Source organism: Mediannikoviicoccus vaginalis (assembly GCF_928097925.1).
GTDB lineage: Bacteria > Bacillota > Clostridia > Tissierellales > Peptoniphilaceae > Mediannikoviicoccus > Mediannikoviicoccus vaginalis.
Genome location: NZ_CAKMRI010000001.1, coordinates 1563749 through 1581861, shown reverse-complemented (window position 1 = coordinate 1581861; position 18113 = coordinate 1563749). Strand labels below are relative to the sequence as shown.

At 35.1% G+C, this 18113-nt stretch carries 16 protein-coding genes and 1 pseudogene; all 17 read right to left on the bottom strand.

All coding sequences use genetic code 11. From position 1 onward, the window contains the following. Positions 1-252 precede the first annotated feature (252 nt). Positions 253-348: pseudogene (locus L6651_RS07440) on the bottom strand (EF-Tu C-terminal domain-related protein); the annotation flags it as partial. A gap of 13 nt (positions 349-361) precedes the next feature. Next, on the bottom strand, positions 362-1777 hold the full coding sequence (gene pepD, locus L6651_RS07435; RefSeq protein WP_237037312.1) for a beta-Ala-His dipeptidase: 1416 nt from the start codon (positions 1775-1777) through the stop codon (positions 362-364). Positions 1778-1857: 80 nt separating this feature from the next. Beyond that, positions 1858-3069: a DUF819 family protein gene (locus L6651_RS07430; protein ID WP_237037311.1), complete on the bottom strand. Its 1212-nt coding sequence runs from the start codon at positions 3067-3069 to the stop codon at positions 1858-1860. Positions 3070-3764: 695 nt separating this feature from the next. Next, positions 3765-4958: an elongation factor Tu gene (tuf, locus tag L6651_RS07425; protein WP_237037310.1), complete on the bottom strand. Its 1194-nt coding sequence runs from the start codon at positions 4956-4958 to the stop codon at positions 3765-3767. Positions 4959-4979: 21 nt separating this feature from the next. After that, on the bottom strand, positions 4980-7058 hold the full coding sequence (fusA, locus tag L6651_RS07420) for an elongation factor G (protein WP_237037309.1): 2079 nt from the start codon (positions 7056-7058) through the stop codon (positions 4980-4982). Between the two features lie 26 nt (positions 7059-7084). Next, positions 7085-7555, bottom strand: coding sequence for a 30S ribosomal protein S7 (gene rpsG / locus L6651_RS07415; protein ID WP_237037308.1), 471 nt, complete (start codon positions 7553-7555; stop codon positions 7085-7087). Between the two features lie 136 nt (positions 7556-7691). Next, on the bottom strand, positions 7692-8102 hold the full coding sequence (gene rpsL / locus L6651_RS07410) for a 30S ribosomal protein S12 (protein ID WP_055078613.1): 411 nt from the start codon (positions 8100-8102) through the stop codon (positions 7692-7694). A 180-nt stretch (positions 8103-8282) separates the two neighbouring features. Then, on the bottom strand, positions 8283-9047 hold the full coding sequence (locus L6651_RS07405; RefSeq protein WP_237037307.1) for an ABC-2 family transporter protein: 765 nt from the start codon (positions 9045-9047) through the stop codon (positions 8283-8285). A 1-nt stretch (position 9048) separates the two neighbouring features. Further along, positions 9049-9816, bottom strand: a complete 768-nt coding sequence (locus L6651_RS07400; protein ID WP_237037306.1) for an ABC-2 family transporter protein — start codon at positions 9814-9816, stop codon at positions 9049-9051. A gap of 1 nt (position 9817) precedes the next feature. Further along, entirely contained in the window at positions 9818-10732 is a 915-nt protein-coding gene (locus tag L6651_RS07395; RefSeq protein ID WP_237037305.1) for an ABC transporter ATP-binding protein, read from the bottom strand. 53 nt (positions 10733-10785) lie between these two features. Continuing rightward, positions 10786-11103, bottom strand: a complete 318-nt coding sequence (locus L6651_RS07390; protein WP_237037304.1) for a hypothetical protein — start codon at positions 11101-11103, stop codon at positions 10786-10788. Continuing rightward, the gene (locus L6651_RS07385; protein ID WP_237037303.1) at positions 11103-12065 is read right to left on the bottom strand and encodes a dipeptidase; all 963 of its coding nucleotides are present in this window, start codon (positions 12063-12065) and stop codon (positions 11103-11105) included. Before L6651_RS07385 ends, L6651_RS07390 begins: the two co-directional genes overlap by 1 nt. Before the next feature lie 8 nt (positions 12066-12073). Further along, a complete protein-coding gene (locus L6651_RS07380; RefSeq protein WP_237037302.1) occupies positions 12074-13420 on the bottom strand; it encodes an MATE family efflux transporter in 1347 nt (448 codons plus the stop codon). Positions 13421-13454: 34 nt separating this feature from the next. Beyond that, the gene (gene wecB / locus L6651_RS07375; RefSeq protein ID WP_237037301.1) at positions 13455-14555 is read right to left on the bottom strand and encodes a non-hydrolyzing UDP-N-acetylglucosamine 2-epimerase; all 1101 of its coding nucleotides are present in this window, start codon (positions 14553-14555) and stop codon (positions 13455-13457) included. Between the two features lie 4 nt (positions 14556-14559). Beyond that, positions 14560-15780, bottom strand: a complete 1221-nt coding sequence (locus L6651_RS07370; RefSeq protein WP_237037300.1) for a nucleotide sugar dehydrogenase — start codon at positions 15778-15780, stop codon at positions 14560-14562. Beyond that, entirely contained in the window at positions 15777-16901 is a 1125-nt protein-coding gene (locus L6651_RS07365; RefSeq protein WP_237037299.1) for a glycosyltransferase, read from the bottom strand. The genes L6651_RS07370 and L6651_RS07365 overlap by 4 nt, the downstream gene beginning before the upstream one ends. Before the next feature lie 103 nt (positions 16902-17004). After that, on the bottom strand, positions 17005-17997 hold the full coding sequence (argF, locus tag L6651_RS07360; protein WP_237037138.1) for an ornithine carbamoyltransferase: 993 nt from the start codon (positions 17995-17997) through the stop codon (positions 17005-17007). Between the last annotated feature and the right edge of the window lie 116 nt (positions 17998-18113).

Here is an 18113-nt window from a genome sequence, read left to right as displayed (position 1 = left end):
TCCAATTAAGCAAGCATTGTGGTAATAAAAAATTTTAGTATAACAATTTGAGTGCTTGATAAAATTAAAAACATCAAGCACTCAGTTTTGAAATCAAAGTTTATCATACTTTTAAAATTTAATTCTATTAAGAATCTTAAATCAATCAGGGGGCTGAGTGCTCGATTAATCTACAACTCAAGATATAAAATTAATCAATCTTGAGTTGTAGGTTAAAAAAAAGAGCCCCATAGGGACTCTCTCTAAATTTAATTATCCAAGAATTTTTGTAACAACACCTGCTCCTACTGTTCTACCACCTTCTCTGATTGCAAAACGTAGTCCTTCTTCTATAGCGATTGGTGTGATTTATTATCAAATATTAAAGTCTTTCTAAAAGTGATTTCACAAATTCGTAAGTTCTTTGTGTTGATTCTACCGAAAGTCTTTCTTTAGGGCTGTGAACGTCTTTCATTGTAGGTCCTATTGATATCATTTCCATGTCTGGGAATGTGTCGATAAATACTGCTGGTTCCAATGCTGCGTGAACTACTTCAACCTTCATTTCTTTTCCAAACAAATCTTTATATGTTTCAAGCGCCAAGTTTCTCAATTCAGAATCTTTTGCAAATGCCCATGGTTTGTAATAATCTTCCTTTTTAACTTCAAATCCGTATTTTTCATAAACTTTTGACACATCTTCAGTGTGTGCATCGAAAGTTTCTGGGTTTGAACTTCTAAGAGAAATGGTTACCTTCAACACATAATCTTTTATTTCGAAAATCGCCAAGTTATTTGAGCATTCAACGATATCTGGGTATTCCTTCATCATGCTGTAAACTCCGTGAGGAACATCTTCTATGAAAGATAAGATATCTTTTTTGTCATTTTCATCCAAAACTTTTTCGGCATTTTCACATTTTTCGATTTTAACTCTCATATCCTTATCCAATGGATATTTTGCAATCAAATCAGAAAAATCAATATCGTAATCGTCTTCGTTAGAACTGAACACAACCTTCGCATCTCTTGGAATAGCGTTGTGTTTTGTTCCGCCTTCGATGCTAACAAGTGCTACAGGAGATTTTTCTTCTACCAATTTCAAAGCTTCACGTGCAAATTTGATGGAGTTACCTCTTTGTTGGTGAATTTCCATTCCTGAGTGACCACCAAGCATGTTGTTGATGTTCATCACAAAAGTGTTTTTCATTTTATTGTCCACATAATTTAGTTTTTTCGTACCAATTATATTGTGTCCACCGGAACAACCAGACAACAAAATTCCTTCTACTTCGGCGTCAATATTCAAAAGTTTTCTGCCTTTGATATTTTCTCTCTTCAAAGCTCTCGCACCGACCATTGTAGTTTCTTCATTAGTTGTAACCAACAACTCAAGTGCAGGGTGCTTAGCATTTTTATCTTCCATGATTGCAAGTCCAATAGCACTTGCAATACCATCATCTGCTCCCAAAGTAGTACCTTCTGTTTTAACCCAGTCACCATCTACAACAAGAGGAATAGGATCTGTTGAAAAGTCATGTTCAACTCCGTCAGCTTTTTCTGCGACCATATCCATGTGGCCTTGAATTACAACTGAAGGATGATCCACATAGTCTGGATGAGCTGGTTTTCTAATAATAATATTGTTGCTTTCGTCTTGGATTGTTTCAAGTCTTAGTTCTTTACCAGTCTTGTACAAGAAATCACTCACTGCTTGTTCATTTCCAGATTCTCTAGGAATTTTAGTCAATTCTTCAAAATAATGAAACACTCTTTCTGGTTTTAAATTTTCTAACATATTTTCTCCTTTTTTCAAATTACTCTTCAAACAAACACATTCTTTGAGGTTAACCCAAAGAATGTGTTCATATTTCTAAATTAATGTAACAATATTCCCGAAAGAACACCGTAATAGTTACCAATTACATAACCTAAAGTACCTACCAGAAGTGCAGGAACGATAAGTTCTGTCCAACCTTTTGATACAGCCATTGCTGCTGCAGTAGTTGGTCCACCGACATTCGCATTTGATGCGATAATGATTTCTTCGATGTTGAATTTGAAAAGTTTTCCAAATATCAATGAAACTATTAAGTTGATTAATACAACGATTAATGCGAATATTAATAACAATGGAGATTCTCTCAAAATCAATCCTATTGAAGCTGGAGCTCCAATAACTGCAAAGAACAAATAAATCAAGAAAGTACCAATTTCTTGGCTACCTCTGATAGATGAAATTTGTTTAGGGAATACTGATGCAATTATCATAGTAAATGTAGTCATTAACAAGTATTTATTTCCCAATAATCCACCTAAAATTGCACTTCCAGCTCCTTCGCCTGAGAATAAGTTTCCAAAAACAGTGGCTAATTTGTCAGAAATAGCTACGATAACAAATGATAATGCTACTGTGAAAGCAATATCTTTAAGGGAGATTTCTTTTGCTCCCCAATATTTTGCAGCCATAGTTTTATTAGCTTCCTTGTCAGATTCTGACTGTTCTTCCAAAGCGTTAACAAGAGGCATCTTGTAATGTTTTTTGATAACAGCCATTGTTGGAAGCGCCATCAATGTGAAGAAATATAAAGCCATAAGTAAGTTATCTGCAACTAATGCAGCTGATACAGTAGCTCCAGGAACCTCGTACTGTTGACTCATTGCAACGAAGTTTACTGAACCACCAGTATAAGTACCCACAAACATTGGAACGATGTTGTTCAAAGCAGGAATTGCATTCTTCAAAGCAAAGTATGCAACAAATCCACCTAAAACAGTTCCAATACCACTAAATAAATAAATAATTAAAACTCTTCCTGAATCTCTACCAATTTTTTTGATATCAGCGTTAAATAACAACATTGGTACAGCCAAAGGAACTATATAATCCCAAACAGCATCGTAAACAGGTGCTTCTGTTGGAATAATTTTAAGGTTTGACAAAATTAAAGTAAAAGTCAAAGCCAAAATACATCCTGTAACCTTGCTTGCCCATGTATATTTTTGTTCCAAGAATATTGCAAGAGCAGCACATGATGCCAACACAGCCCAAAGTATCCAAGTACTTTCGGCACTAATAAATGATCCCATAAGAATCCTCCTTCAAAATATTTTATTTAATTAAATTGTAATACAAATAAATAAATCGTGCAAGTGTTTTCCTTGAATTAATTTTTTTAATGTAGCGTTACAATTGATGTGAGACCAATTAAATAAAAAATAGAGAGATATCCTTTATAATTGAAGTAATCAAAAAACAAAAGAAAGGATACTCTCTATGAATAATATTGTACCAAAAAAACACTGATATTTACCAAACACATTGCAAACAAGATATTACGCAGTAAAAACATGTAAATGTCAACTGAAAAATAGTCCACTCTTATAATTGAAAACTGGTCCACTTTCTTATAATATTTCTTTATGATAGTTTTTATTTGTTGTTTAACCAAGCACTCAGTTTTGAAATCAAAGTTTATCATACTTTCAAATTTTAATTATATACGGAATGTTAAATCAATCAGGGGCTGAATTCCATTCATCGAGCACTCAACCCACTATTTGAAAATAAATATTTCAATTAAGCAAGCATTGTGGTAATAAAAAATTTTAGTATAACAATTTGAGTGCTTGACAGAAAACCAAGCACTCAGTTTTAAAATCAAAGTTTATCTTACTTTTATAATTTAATTCTATTAAGAATCTTAAATCAATAAGTGGGCTGAGTGCTCGATCTCTAAAGCTAACGAAAAAAAGAGCCCCATAGGGACTCTCTCTAAATTTAATTATCCAAGAATTTTTGTAACAACACCTGCTCCTACTGTTCTACCACCTTCTCTGATTGCAAAACGTAGTCCTTCTTCTATAGCGATAGGTGTGATTAATTCGATTGTGAATTTTGCGTTATCTCCTGGCATTACCATTTCTACGCCTTCTTCTAATTGAATATCTCCTGTTACGTCTGTTGTTCTGAAGAAGAATTGTGGTCTGTATCCTGAGAAGAATGGTGTATGTCTTCCACCTTCATCTTTTGTTAATACGTACACTTCTGCTTCGAACTTTGTGTGTGGGTGAATTGTTCCTGGAGCTGCTAATACTTGTCCTCTTTCGATTTCTTCTCTTTGAACTCCTCTTAGTAGTGCTCCGATGTTATCTCCTGCTTCTGCTTGTTCTAGAAGCTTCTTGAACATTTCTACTCCTGTTACTACTACTGTTCTCTTTTCTTCTGTTAGTCCTACGATTTCTACGTTGTCTCCAACTTTTAGGGTTCCTCTTTCGATTCTTCCTGTTGCTACTGTTCCTCTTCCTGTGATTGAGAAGATGTCTTCTACTGGCATTAGGAATGGTAGGTCTGTGTCTCTTTCTGGTTGTGGGATGTATTCGTCTACTTCTTTCATTAGTTCAACGATCTTATCTCCCCATTCTCCGTCTGGTTCTTCTAATGCTTTTAGTGCTGATCCTACTACGATTGGTGTGTTGTCTCCGTCGTAGTCGTATTCGTTTAGTAGGTCTCTAACTTCCATTTCTACTAATTCGATTAGTTCTGGGTCATCTACTTGGTCTTCTTTGTTTAGGAATACTATTATCTTTGGAATTCCTACTTGTCTTCCTAGTAGAATGTGTTCTCTTGTTTGTGGCATTGGACCGTCTGCTGCTGATACTACTAGTATTGCTCCGTCCATTTGTGCTGCTCCTGTAATCATGTTCTTTACGTAGTCAGCGTGACCTGGACAGTCAACGTGTGCATAGTGTCTAGCGTCTGTTTCGTATTCTACGTGAGATGTTGAGATTGTGATTCCTCTTTCTCTTTCTTCTGGAGCCTTGTCTATGTTTGCATAGTCAACGAATTCTCCTGATCCGAATCTCTTGTTTAATACGTATGTGATTGCTGCTGTTAATGTTGTTTTACCGTGGTCAACGTGGCCTATTGTTCCTATGTTAACATGCGGTTTGGTTCTCTCAAATTTTTCTTTTCCCATTTTAATCCTCCTAAATTGAAGTTATTCTTTATCTTTATCGCCTAATACTTTTTCTGCGATTGTATTTGGTACTTTTTCGTAGTGATCAAACATCATTGAATATGTTGCACGACCTTGTGTGTTTGAACGTAGGTCTGTTGCATATCCAAACATTTCTGAAAGTGGTACATATGCATCAAGTATGTGAACTCCATTCTTAGGGTTCATTCCTTGAATCTTACCTCTTCTTGAGTTGATATCTCCCATTACGTCTCCTAGGTATTCGTCTGGAGTTGTAATTTCTACTTTTTCCATTGGTTCAAGTAGTGTTGGGCCTGCCTTTGCAAGCGCTGCTCTAAGAGCCATTGATCCTGCAATCTTGAAGGCCATTTCTGAAGAGTCAACGTCGTGGTATGAACCATCGTAAAGTGTAACTTTGATATCAAGTACTGGGTATCCACCAAGTATACCTGATTGAGCTGCTTCTTCGATACCTTGTTGTACGGAACCGATATATTCTTTAGGGATAACCCCTCCAACGATTGCGTTAACAAATTCAAATCCTGCGCCTGGCTCTTGTGGTTCAATCTTAATCTTAGCATGTCCGTATTGTCCTCTACCACCTGATTGCTTAATGTATTTACCTTCAGCTTCAGCTTCTTTTGTGATAGATTCTCTGTAAGCTACTTGTGGATTACCGATGTTAGCTTCTACTTTGAATTCTCTTAGTAGTCTGTCTACGATAATTTCAAGGTGCAGCTCTCCCATACCTGAGATTATTGTTTGACCTGTTTCTTCGTTTGTATGTGTTGTGAATGTTGGGTCTTCTTCTGCTAGTTTAGAAAGTGCAACACTCATCTTTTCTTGTGATGCTTTTGTCTTTGGTTCGATTGCAACTGAGATTACAGGTTCTGGGAATTCCATCTTTTCAAGTACGATTTCATTGTCCCCGTCACATAGTGTGTCTCCTGTACCTGTGTCTTTAAGTCCTACAGCTGCAGCAATATCTCCTGCGTAAACTGCGTCAACTTCTTCTCTCTTGTTTGCGTGCATCATTAGGATACGACCCATTCTTTCTCTCTTGCCCTTTGATGAGTTATATACATATGATCCTGCTTCTAATACCCCTGAGTAAACTCTGAAGTATGTTAGCTTTCCTACATATGGGTCTGTAACTACTTTAAATGCAAGTGCTGAGAATGGTTCTTCGTCTGAAGAATGTCTTTCTGCTTCTTCTTCAGTATCTGGGTCAATTCCCTTAATTGCTGGTACGTCTAATGGTGATGGCATATAGTCAATGATTGCGTCAAGTAGTGGTTGAACACCCTTGTTCTTATATGCTGAACCACAGAATACAGGGTTCATTGAAAGATTAACTGTTGCAGTTTTGATTGCTCTTTTAATCTCTTCTTCTGTGATTTCTTCACCTTCAAGGTACTTCATCATTAAATCTTCGTCATGATCTGCTATGTTTTCAAGCAGATTTGCTCTATATTCTTCTGCTAATTCCTTAAGATCTTCTGGAACGTCTGTTTCTTCAATTTCTGTTCCAAGGTCGTTTTTGTAGATTATAGCTTTCATTCTAATAAGGTCTACACAACCTACAAAATCTTGTTCTGCTCCTATAGGTATTTCTAGAGGAACTGGATTAGCTCCTAATTTATCTTTTATTGTCTTGATTGATTCGAAATAATCGGCTCCTGTTGCATCCATCTTGTTGATGAAGCAAATTCTTGGAACGCCATATTTGTCCGCTTGTCTCCATACGGTTTCTGATTGAGGTTCTACACCGCTCTTAGCATCAAATAAAGCTATTGCTGAGTCCAATACTCTAAGCGATCTCTCAACTTCAACTGTAAAGTCAACGTGTCCCGGTGTATCAATAATATTAATTCTATTATTTTTCCAAATACATGTTGTAGCAGCTGAAGTAATAGTAATACCCTTTTCTTGCTCTTGGACCATCCAGTCCATTTGAGCTGCACCGTCATGAGTATCACCGATTTTATGGATTTTTCCCGTATAGTATAGAATACGTTCTGTAACTGTAGTCTTTCCAGCGTCAATATGAGCCATTATTCCGATGTTTCTAGTATCTTTTAAAGAATAATCTCTTGCCATAAAAACTTATTACTCCTTCCCAGTAATTAGAATCTATAATGTGCAAATGCTTTATTTGCTTCTGCCATCTTATGAACGTCTTCTCTCTTCTTAACACTACCACCAGTGTTATTAGCCGCGTCTAAGATTTCTTTTGAAAGTCTTTCCACCATAGTTCTTTCTCCTCTTTTTCTAGAGTAAGTTGTTAACCATCTAAGACCTAGTGTTTGTCTTCTTTCTGGTCTAACTTCTAGAGGAACTTGGTAGTTCGCACCACCTATTCTTCTTGATTTAACTTCAAGAACAGGCATAATGTTGTTTAATGCTTTGTAGAATACTTCTAAAGCGTCTTCTCCAGTAGTTTCTGCTACTTTTTCAAAAGCACCATAAACAATTGATTGTGCTACACCCTTCTTTCCATCTAACATAATGTTGTTGATTAGCTTTGTAACCACTTTGTCATTGTAGACTGGATCAGGCATTACATCTCTCTTTGGTACATGTCCTTTTCTTGGCACTTCGCTTCCCTCCTTACTATATAGTATTTCATTGGTACTCGACATATTTGTCATTGTCGCTGTGCTCAAATGTATATTAAAGTATAAACTGAATTTATCTTAAAATTTTAACATTGAAGCATCTTTTTTCCATCTCTTATTTAGGCTTTTTAGCTCCGTATTTAGAACGTCCTTGCATTCTACCTGAAACTCCAGCAGTGTCTAGTGCACCACGAACGATGTGGTAACGAACCCCTGGTAAGTCCTTTACTCTTCCTCCTCTTATAAGAACAACGCTGTGCTCTTGTAGGTTGTGTCCGATACCTGGAATGTAGGAAGCAACTTCCATACCATTTGTTAAACGAACTCTCGCAACCTTACGTAGGGCTGAGTTAGGTTTCTTAGGTGTTACAGTTCTAACGGCAGTACATACTCCTCTTTTTTGTGGAGAGTTAACTGTTGTATTTCTTTTCTTCAAAGTGTTGAAATTAACAGATAAAGCCGGTGATTTTGACTTGTAAGTCTTACTTTGTCTACCTTTTCTAACTAATTGATTAATTGTTGGCAAATTTTTCACCTCCGTGTAATTATTTAGCAAAAAAATAGAAATGTCTAACATTTCACTTTTGCACCAGTACATTTTAACATCGAAGCTTGTGATTGTCAAGTTTTTCAATGTTTTTTACATGGTTTTCACTTATTTTTTCAAAGTAAACAAAAATTTGTGTGACATTTCTATTTTTTTATTTTAGCCGCCTTGGCTTTCATATTTTTTTATTCCAATTTTCCACATTATCATAAGTATAGCAACAAAAATCCCTAAGTACATTAACTGTTCTAATAGAAGTGAAATCTTGTCTTTTTCTTGAACTATTATACTTGGTATATAGTAGATTCCAGCAAGTGGATTATGTTTGAAAAATCCATCTCCAATTATCTTTAAGGGAAATATCTGTCCCGAAAATATTGCGAGTATAAACCAAAATATATCTCTTAATGTTAGTACTGACTTGAGCCAAAAGGTAGAGATTCCTAAGATTCCAAGGACTGTAAAAAATATTGTGAATCCTAAAAACAGTGATAGCGTAAAAAATATTATATTATTTATATTTAAAGCTTTAAAAAATATCCCTACAGCTATAAAGCTTATAAGTCCCATGGGTAATGTTATTGTAACTCTTCCGACAGCAGAAAAATATCTACTTAATAAGTAATTTATAGGTTTTGTAATTGCAATGTCTAAAGCACCTGTGTTTATATCTTGAAAAATATAATAAACTTCCGCCATCAAATCTGAATAGGATAGCTGAACAATTTCAATGGTTATCAAATAAAATAGAATTTCTCTAAGTTCCATTCCTGACAAATCATTTTGAAATTTATAAATATATTTCCATAGAAAAAACGGTATCAATATGCTTATTGGAGCGTATAGCATAGATGTAAAAAAAGTTAGAGCATATTCTCTTGCTTTTAATATTTCTATCTTGGATCTATTTAAATATCTTTGCATTTTAACCTCCATTTGAACTGTACTTCTTAATACAATTTCTGTAGACCTTTGTAAATAGGAAGCATAAGAAAAAGAAAGAAATTATAATGTATTTAAACTCCTTAACTCTTCCGCCCATAAGTACTACTGTTGGATAATATGTTGTAAGTGCTATTGGCACTACATAGGTCAATAGATTTTGTAAGGTTTTAGGAAATATTTTTAAAGGATAGTTTTTTGCAATTGAAAAATTAAATATTAAATCTCTTAAAGTTGATATTTTTTCTATCCAAATGCTTAACATTGTAATCATCCCATAAATCAAATGATAATATATATTTCCAAATAAAAGTAATCCCATGCTTTTAAATACATTTACTGTTTGTACGTCAATGTCAAATTTTGTTATTATATAGTGAATTCCAAATCCACCTATTATTATCTGCTGAACCATGTTTGTAAATGGTACTTTTTCCATGAGTATCATCATTAGCATATTCCTAGGTCTATATAGATACTTGTCGAGACTTCCGTCCTGAACCATATATTCAAAATCTCTAAGCCCAAAGAATATTTCTCCTATGCCAAGGGACAAAGTCCCCATCATTACTAACAAATATATGAGATTTCTATCTTTATTGTTTACTCCTGTAACTAAAAATATCATGCTCCAGAAAAACATTATGGAATAGACGTTGAACAAAGCATACAAAAATAGCATCTTTGCCTCGTTTGGATATGCTCTTATCTTTTTAATTTGAATTTTTATTGATGTTAGTATTAGTTTCATATTAGTTACCATACTTCATACATATAACATCTTCCAAGGATAGTTCCTCTATGGTATACTCTGAAAATTTAAATCTGCTCAAATCCATTTTTTCAAGTTGGTTTAAATCAATAACATATTCTACCTTGTCTAGAATAATCTTATCTGGCTCAATTGGAAACTCTTTCATCATTTCTATAGGTATTCTGACTTTTCTAAAATTATTTCTATCAGCAAATTTATTAGGATCACCATCATAGATAATTTTCCCCTTTTCTAATATGATAATCCTCTTGCAAAATCTCTCTATGTTTTTTATCTCGTGGGTTGTTAGGATTATTGTTATATTAAACTCTCTATTAATCTCATCCAGAAAGTCCATAATATTTCCCTGTGTCACCACATCAAGGCCAAGGGTTGGCTCGTCTAAAAACAATACTTTTGGCATATGAATAAGGGATGAAACTATTTCACATCTTCTCTTTTGTCCCAGGGATAACTTTCGAACTGGCGTATGTAATATTTCTTCAAGTTTTAAAATTTTTGAAAATTTCTCCATTCTATCTTCAAAGTCACTATCAGAAACTCTATAAACTTCCTTGTAATATTTAAAGGAGTCCAACGGACTTATATCAAAGAATAGAGTTGACTTTTGTCCCATGGAGACACCGATGTTATTCAGTAAATCTCTTTCTCTCTTTGATGGATCGTAACCATTTATAGATATATTTCCTGAGTCTCTTTCAAGTATCCCTGTCATCATCTTAATTGTAGTAGACTTTCCAGCTCCGTTAAGTCCTATTAATCCCAGCTTTTCTCCTTCATCTACTTTAAAGCTTATGTCTTCCACCGCTTTAACTTTTACATGTTCCTTTTTTAGAAAGCCTATGGATTTTTTATAATCATAGGTCTTTGATACATTCTGTAGTTCTATCATTAGCTTCTCCTATTTTATCTTAAACTTTTTTTCAAAATCTATCATCATTTAAATCAAGACTTTCTATCATCTTTACTATCAGATTTCAAAAACAAAAGTATAAGCATTGATGGCAGTGCAATTTGTAAAAGCAAAATAAAAGCTCCCACAATCGCAACTACAATATCACTCTTTCCCCTAGATAAAAAGATGGACAAGATTATTATGGGCAGTAGCGCCAAGGAAAATCTGCTAAGGTAAGCCCCAAACATCTGGTCCAACTTTTTAAATTCTTCTTCATTTGTCTTTATGTTTTCAAGGTAGTAACCCATTGTTATAGATATAATCCAAACAATTAAGTTAATTCCCCAGATTATATAAAAAAATTTCATTAGTAATATTCTTTGAAAAATCTTTCTACGTTCTTATAGGCTATTTTGTCCACCACATCAGCAGACACCCCATTCATATTAAGGTAGTTTAAAAAATCAATCATCTTATGTGGATTTTTGATTTCAAACTCGCCGCCTATGCCGTCAAAGTCGCTTCCTATTGCAACTAGGTCTTCTCCTCCAAGGTTTAACATATGTCTAATGTGTTTTTCGTAGTCACTGAAGATTGCCGCCCTTTCTTCTGTCGCAAAGCGTGGACAGAGGTTAAGGCCTGCCACGCATCCCCTTTCTCCTAGGTCTTTTAGTTGTTTGTCGGAGAGGTTTCTAGTTACGTCTGTAATAGCCCTTGCGTTTGAATGGCTTGCCATAAATGGTTTTGTGGTATTTTTTAAAACATCTTCTATGCCATGTTCGTTTAGATGGGACACGTCTATAATTATTTTTTGTTCTTCCATCTCTTTAATAACTTCAATGCCTAATTTTTTTAATCCATAGTCATTGTCATAGCCTTCTAGTTTATGTGGAAAACCTAGAGAGTTTTCGTTGTTCCAAAGTAGTGTTATAAGTGTGAGGCCCTTTTGTCTTAAAGTCTTTACATCTTCTACTTTTGAAATTAGCCTTCCGTCTTCTATAGTTGGGAATAGGCTTACTATATTATTTTTTCTATTTTCTGTATATTCGTTGTAATCTTTTGTGACTTTGAATTTGTCAGGGTATGTCTCTTCAATGTGCTTGTAGAAGTCTAAACATTTTTCCACATAGTCCCAGTCGGATATGCCTTTAAGTTTTACTTTTTCAAATTCTTCTTCGCTTGGAAGAAAAATCGCCATAAACTGCGCCTTTACTTCTAGGTCATGTAGCTCTTTTAGTCCAAGATGTGACTTTTTTCCCTGGTATATCTCTTCTGGGTCTCCCTTTTCTATATATTTTAAAACCGTGTCACAGTGTAAATCTATATACATAGGTCCTCCTATATTTTTATATCCACCCACTTGCCTCTTCTAAATCTAAAGGACATTAGGATGTATCTTGTAAATTGGTCTGAAAGTATTCCAAGCCATATTCCCTTTAGTCCAAGGTCCATTACAACTACTAAAAAGTAGGTTGCGAAGGTTCTTATTATGGTTACGGATATTATTGATGCAAATAATGTGTACTTTACATCTCCTGCGGCTCTTAAACAGCCACCGTATATTATTTGGGAAATTTGAAGAAGTATTATTATCATTAAAAACTCTGATATCATTACTCCCATTTTTATAATATGTTCTTCTTTAAAGTAAAGTCTAAAGATGGATTCTCCAAATACGAAGAGTATTATGGAAAGTACTATGGATATAGCAAGTCCAATTGTCTGACAGGTCTTTCCATAGTTTTTTGCCTCTTCTTTTTTACCAGCACCTAGGGCAGAACCTGTAAGTGCAACTGCTGCCACTTGCATTCCGTCCGCAAATGCAAAGCCAAGGCTTAGTAAACTCATTCCTACGTTATGGGATGCAAAGGCGTCGGTGCCAAGTTTTGCCGCCATCATCGCCGTAGTCATAAAACCCACTCTAACTGCAAGGTTTTCTGCCAGTAGGTTTACTCCAAGTTTTGCAATACTTATAGCAGTTTCTACTCCCGGTTTTATCTTTTCTTTTATCATGTACCTAATTTGTACAAATGAATCTCTCTTAAATAGAGATCTTATACTCATTATTGTTGCAACCACAGTTCCAAGCACCGTTGCTATTGCTGCACCTGCGATACCTAGTTTTGGAAATCCTAAATTCCCTCCTATTAGAAGGTAGTTAAATATTATATTTACAACGCTTGATACAAGGTTTGTAGTAAATGCAATTTGGGTGTTTCCACTTCCCCTTTGTGCGGCGTTAATAACCATGCTTATGGTTGAAAATACCATTCCCCCCATGATTATTCTAAAATACATCATTGCTGGGGCGTGGGTGTCCTTGTTACTTCCTGAAAATTTTAGTAATGGTGATGCAAATTTCACCATTATTATTGTTATAAACACTACACATATCATGGTAATTAAAAAGGCCGTAAGTAGGGCTTCGTTTGCCCTATACTTGTCCCTTTCGCCCTTACGCCTTGCAACTAGGGCAGAAACTGCAACGTTTATTGCAAAGAATATTGTAAAGCCAATAAACTTTGGTTGGTTTGTCAGTCCAACTGCTGCAACTGCAAAGCTTCCCAGGGAAGACACCATGTAGGTGTCTATTAGCCCCGCCATGGCTATGAAAAAACTTTCCAACACCGATGGCCAGGCCATTTCAAATGCGTGTCTATAATAAATTTTCTTTTCTTTTATCATTAAATCTTCCTATCTAACCTTATATAAGGATACTCTACTTAAAATAATCTTCTATTATGTCTGTTATATAAATGCTTGCTCTCCCATCTCCATATGGATTTTGTGCCTTTGTCATCTTTTCATACTCTTCTTTATCTGAAAGGATATGCGTTAGCTCTTTGTACACTTTGTCTTCTTCTGTACCAATTAGTTTTAACGTGCCTGCCTTGATTCCCTCGGGTCTTTCCGTGGTGTCTCTTAGAACTAGAACTGGTTTTCCAATTGCCGGCGCCTCTTCTTGAATACCACCGCTGTCGGTTAAAATTAAGTACGAGTTTTTCATAATATTATGAAAGTCGAACACGTCCACTGGCTCAATAAGTTTTATATTTTCGTTGTCTTTAAAGACTTCTCTTGCAATCTGTCTTACTTTTGGATTTAGATGTATGGGATATAGTACGGCGATGTCTTCATTTTCATCCACCACTCTCTTTATGGCTTTAAATGAAGACATCATTTTTTCTCCCAAGTTCTCTCTTCTATGCATAGTTAAAAGTATTAGCTTCTTACCCTTTGCAAAGTCTAGCTCACTGTTGTAATAATCATCTTTTATGGTAGTTTTTAAAGCGTCAATAACGGTATTTCCCGTTACAAATATACTCTTTGGGTCCTTTTGTTCATTAATAAGATTTTCCTTCGCCTTTTGTGTTGGTGCAAAGTGTAAATCTGAAAGTGACGAAATGGACTGTCTGTTGAACTCCTCTGGATATGGGCTATATTTATTATATGTTCTAAGGCCCGCTTCCACATGTCCCACGGGAATATGGTTATAAAAGGAAGTTAGGGCAACTACAAAGCTCGTGGAAGTGTCTCCATGAACAAGTACTAGGTCTGGTTTTTCTTTTTTTAAGATGTCCTCCATGCCCTTCATTATATTTACCGTAATATCTGTAAGGCTTTGGTTTTTTTTCATGACCTTAAGGTTGTAGTCCTCTTTTATATTAAAAACTTCCATAACCTGGCTTAACATTTCGTTATGCTGTCCCGTAAGCGCAACTACAGTTTCAAATTTTTTTCTCTTTTTTAGTTCAAGCACCAGGGGGCACATCTTTATGGCCTCTGGTCTTGTGCCAAATACTACCATTATTTTCTTCATATAATCACAGTCTGTAAACTTTATCCCCTTCTATTACATTTCTAGTGTCATACACAACTTTATCTTTTAAAAGTTCTTGGTGTTTTACAATTTCATCATGGGCAACTAATACTACCACCATGTCAACGGAGTCTAAAAACTCATGGATGTCAAAGACTTGATTTTCTGTAATCTTTTCCTTAACCCATGGATCGTAGGTTTTTAGTGGATTTCCAAGATGTCTTTTTTGTAGTTCCAAAATCTGTAGTGTTGGTGACTCCCTTATGTCGTCTATGTTTTCTTTGTAAGTAAGTCCATATAGTCCAACTCTTGAAGAATCTTTTATGCCCTCTTTTTGCATTATTTCGTAAACTTCGTTTAATACAAAGTTTGGCATAGAGTCGTTAATCTGTCTTGCTTTGTAGATTAGTTCTGTTGTTAGTGGGTAGTCTCCCACTAAGAACCATGGATCCACAGGAATACAGTGACCACCAATTCCAGGACCTGGTTTTAAAATGTTTACCCTTGGATGTTTGTTTGCAATCCTTATAACTTCATTTACATCAAGGCCACCTTGTTTGCAAATTTTCGCAAGCTCGTTAGCAAAGGCGATGTTCACGTCTCTAAAGGTGTTTTCTATTACCTTTGTCATCTCCGCAGTTGGAATATTTGTAAAGTTTATCTCTCCCTTACAAAATGTCTTATACACATCACTAACTTTTTTTGCTACCTTTTCGTTGTCTGCGCCAATGGTTCTTGAGTTATTTATAAGTTCATATACCATATTTCCAGGAATTATTCTCTCCGGTGCATGGCATAGATGAATTGTTTTTTTATTTTCGCTACAGTAGCTTTCCACAACTGGTCTAATATATTTGTCGATAGCTCCAGGAGACACTGTGGATTCCACAACTATAATGGAATCTTCCAGTGCATAGTCTAAAACAGACTCTACAGCCTTTACAACATAGGAGCAGTCCAGTTTCTTTGTATATTTATCATAAGGTGTTGGAGCTGTGATAATGTACATATCTGTTTCAATAGGCTTAACGCCAAAATGTATGTCTTTGTCTAAAGCTTCTTTAAATAGCTCGTCCATTCCCTTTTCTTCAAAGGTAAGTTTCCTTTCTTGAAGCTTCTTTACAGTAGATTCTTTTATATCTGTTCCATATACCTTGTTGCCCGCCTTCGCTAGCATTAAAGCGGTGGGAAGTCCTATATATCCCAATCCAATTACATTTATCATATATTCTCCTTCTCTCTTATGAGATTTAATAATCTTTCGTTATTCCTAGCAGGGTTTAGTTCCTTCCATGCTATTTCTTCATTTCTTTGAATTTCTTTATAAAGCTCCTTTTCTTCCATTAGCCTTATAACAACTTCCCTCATCTCCTCTGATGAAAGATGATTTACTGCAAAACCAACCTTCCACTGTTCCACCAGCTCCTGTAAGTAGGTGTTAGTGGAAACAATTATTGGAAGCCTTGCAATAATGGATTCATAGAGCTTATTTGGCAGTGCAATCCTTACATTTTTCATATCCGAATTGTATACAGAAAAGATTATGTCACAATTGGAGTAAAGTCTTGCAATATCGTCATCGTAATAAAACTTACCATGATACTCTATAAAGTCCTTTTCTTCTGCAAGCCTTTTAAAATAATCTCCATCTTCAAAGCCCGCCATTAATAGTCTAATGTCCAAGTCCTCTATGGCAGATACGAGACATTTTAATTCTTCAAGGTATCTTAGTCCTCCAATGTAGCCTATGGTAAACTTCCTATTAGAATTTTCTTCCCTAAGGACCTCGTAGTCTTTAAAAAGTTCTGGGTTTGGAATGTTTGGCATAAATATCATATTATTTTTATCGAACTTGCCTTCAAAGTGCTCCCAAAACTTCATGGACGTAAGGATTAAAATATCCACACTTTCGAGCATCTTCTTCTCGCTACTTTTGATGTAGGATGATATAATGCTTTCTAAAAAAACCTTTTTGTCGTCGGTTAAGTACTTGTGAATGTCTGGAACTTCGTATATTATCTTACAATTAGGATTTACTTTTTTCTTATACTTGTATGCAATCCTAAGCATGTCGAAGCTCTGCAGATGAATAAAGTCAGGCATTTCTTCCCTTAGCTTTTCATATGCAAGGCTTGAAAATTTAAAAGTAGGAATAATTCTCTTAATAGGATTATTTCTATTGGCCTTTACAGATATTTTTATTTTTTTTATGTCATTTTTAAAATCAAAATTGTCTTCACCCTTATCCCAATATATGGCAAAAGTATCGTAGTAATCCCTAACGAGATCAATTCTTTTTATAATTCTTGGGTGAGGTGTAAAGTTAAGTAAAAAACAGTATTTCATTCTATCCTCTCTTGTATCATAGATAAAATTATATCACAAATAAGTGGCTTTGATAAAAGGTCGTCTAAATAAAAAAATAAACCCGGCGAACCGGGCTTGAGTTTTATTTTAATGTTGCATACATAACTGCTTTTATAGTATGCATTCTGTTTTCAGCTTGATCCATAACTTTAGATTTAGCTGATTCAAATACTTCGTCTGTTACTTCCATTTCTGGAATGTTGAATTTGTCGTTTACTTCTACTGCTGTTGTTGTTTCTAGGTTATGGAATGATGGTAAGCAGTGTAAGAAGATTGCGTCTTCGTCTGCGTTATCCATAACTTCTTTGTTAACTTGGTAAGCTTTAAGTTGTTTTATTCTTTGTTCCCAAATTTCAGCAGGTTCTCCCATTGATACCCAGATGTCTGTGTATAGTACATGTGCGTCTTTTGTCGCCTTCATAACATCTGATTCAAATTCGATTGTACATCTATTTTCTTTTGCTATTTTCTTAGCTTCTTCTATTAAACTTTCTTCTGGTTTTAATTCGTCTGGACAGCATCCTACGAAGTTTACTCCGAGTTTTGCTGATGCTATCATTAGTGAGTTTGCTACGTTGTTTCTTGCGTCTCCAAGGTATACGAATTTAAGTCCTTTTAATTGTCCAAAGTTTTCTTTTACTGTTAAGAAGTCTGCAATCATTTGTGTTGGGTGGAACATATCTGTAAGTCCGTTCCATACTGGCACTCCTGAGTATTTTGCAAGGTCTTCTACTAATTCTTGTGAGAATCCTCTGTATTCGATTCCATCATACATTCTTCCAAGAACTCTTGCTGTATCTTTGATACTTTCTTTATGTCCCATTTGAGAGCTGCCTGGATCTAGATAAGTAACTCCCATTCCTAGGTCGTATCCTGCTACTTCAAATGAACATCTTGTTCTTGTTGAAGTCTTTTCGAATAGAAGTACTATGTTCTTTCCTTCTAAGTACTTGTGTGGTGTTCCCGCACGTTTTAAGTCTTTGAAGTTTTCTGATAAACTCATTAGATATTCAATTTCTTCTGTTGTGTAATCCAATAATTTTAAAAAGCTTCTTCCTCTTAAGTTTACTCCCATTTCTTCCTCCTTTTTATTTATAGCTTATGCTATAGGCTTATTTTATTATACATTAATTTAATGTCTAATAGAATATTGAATTTTATATTTTGATGTAAAAAAATCAGCGTAAAATA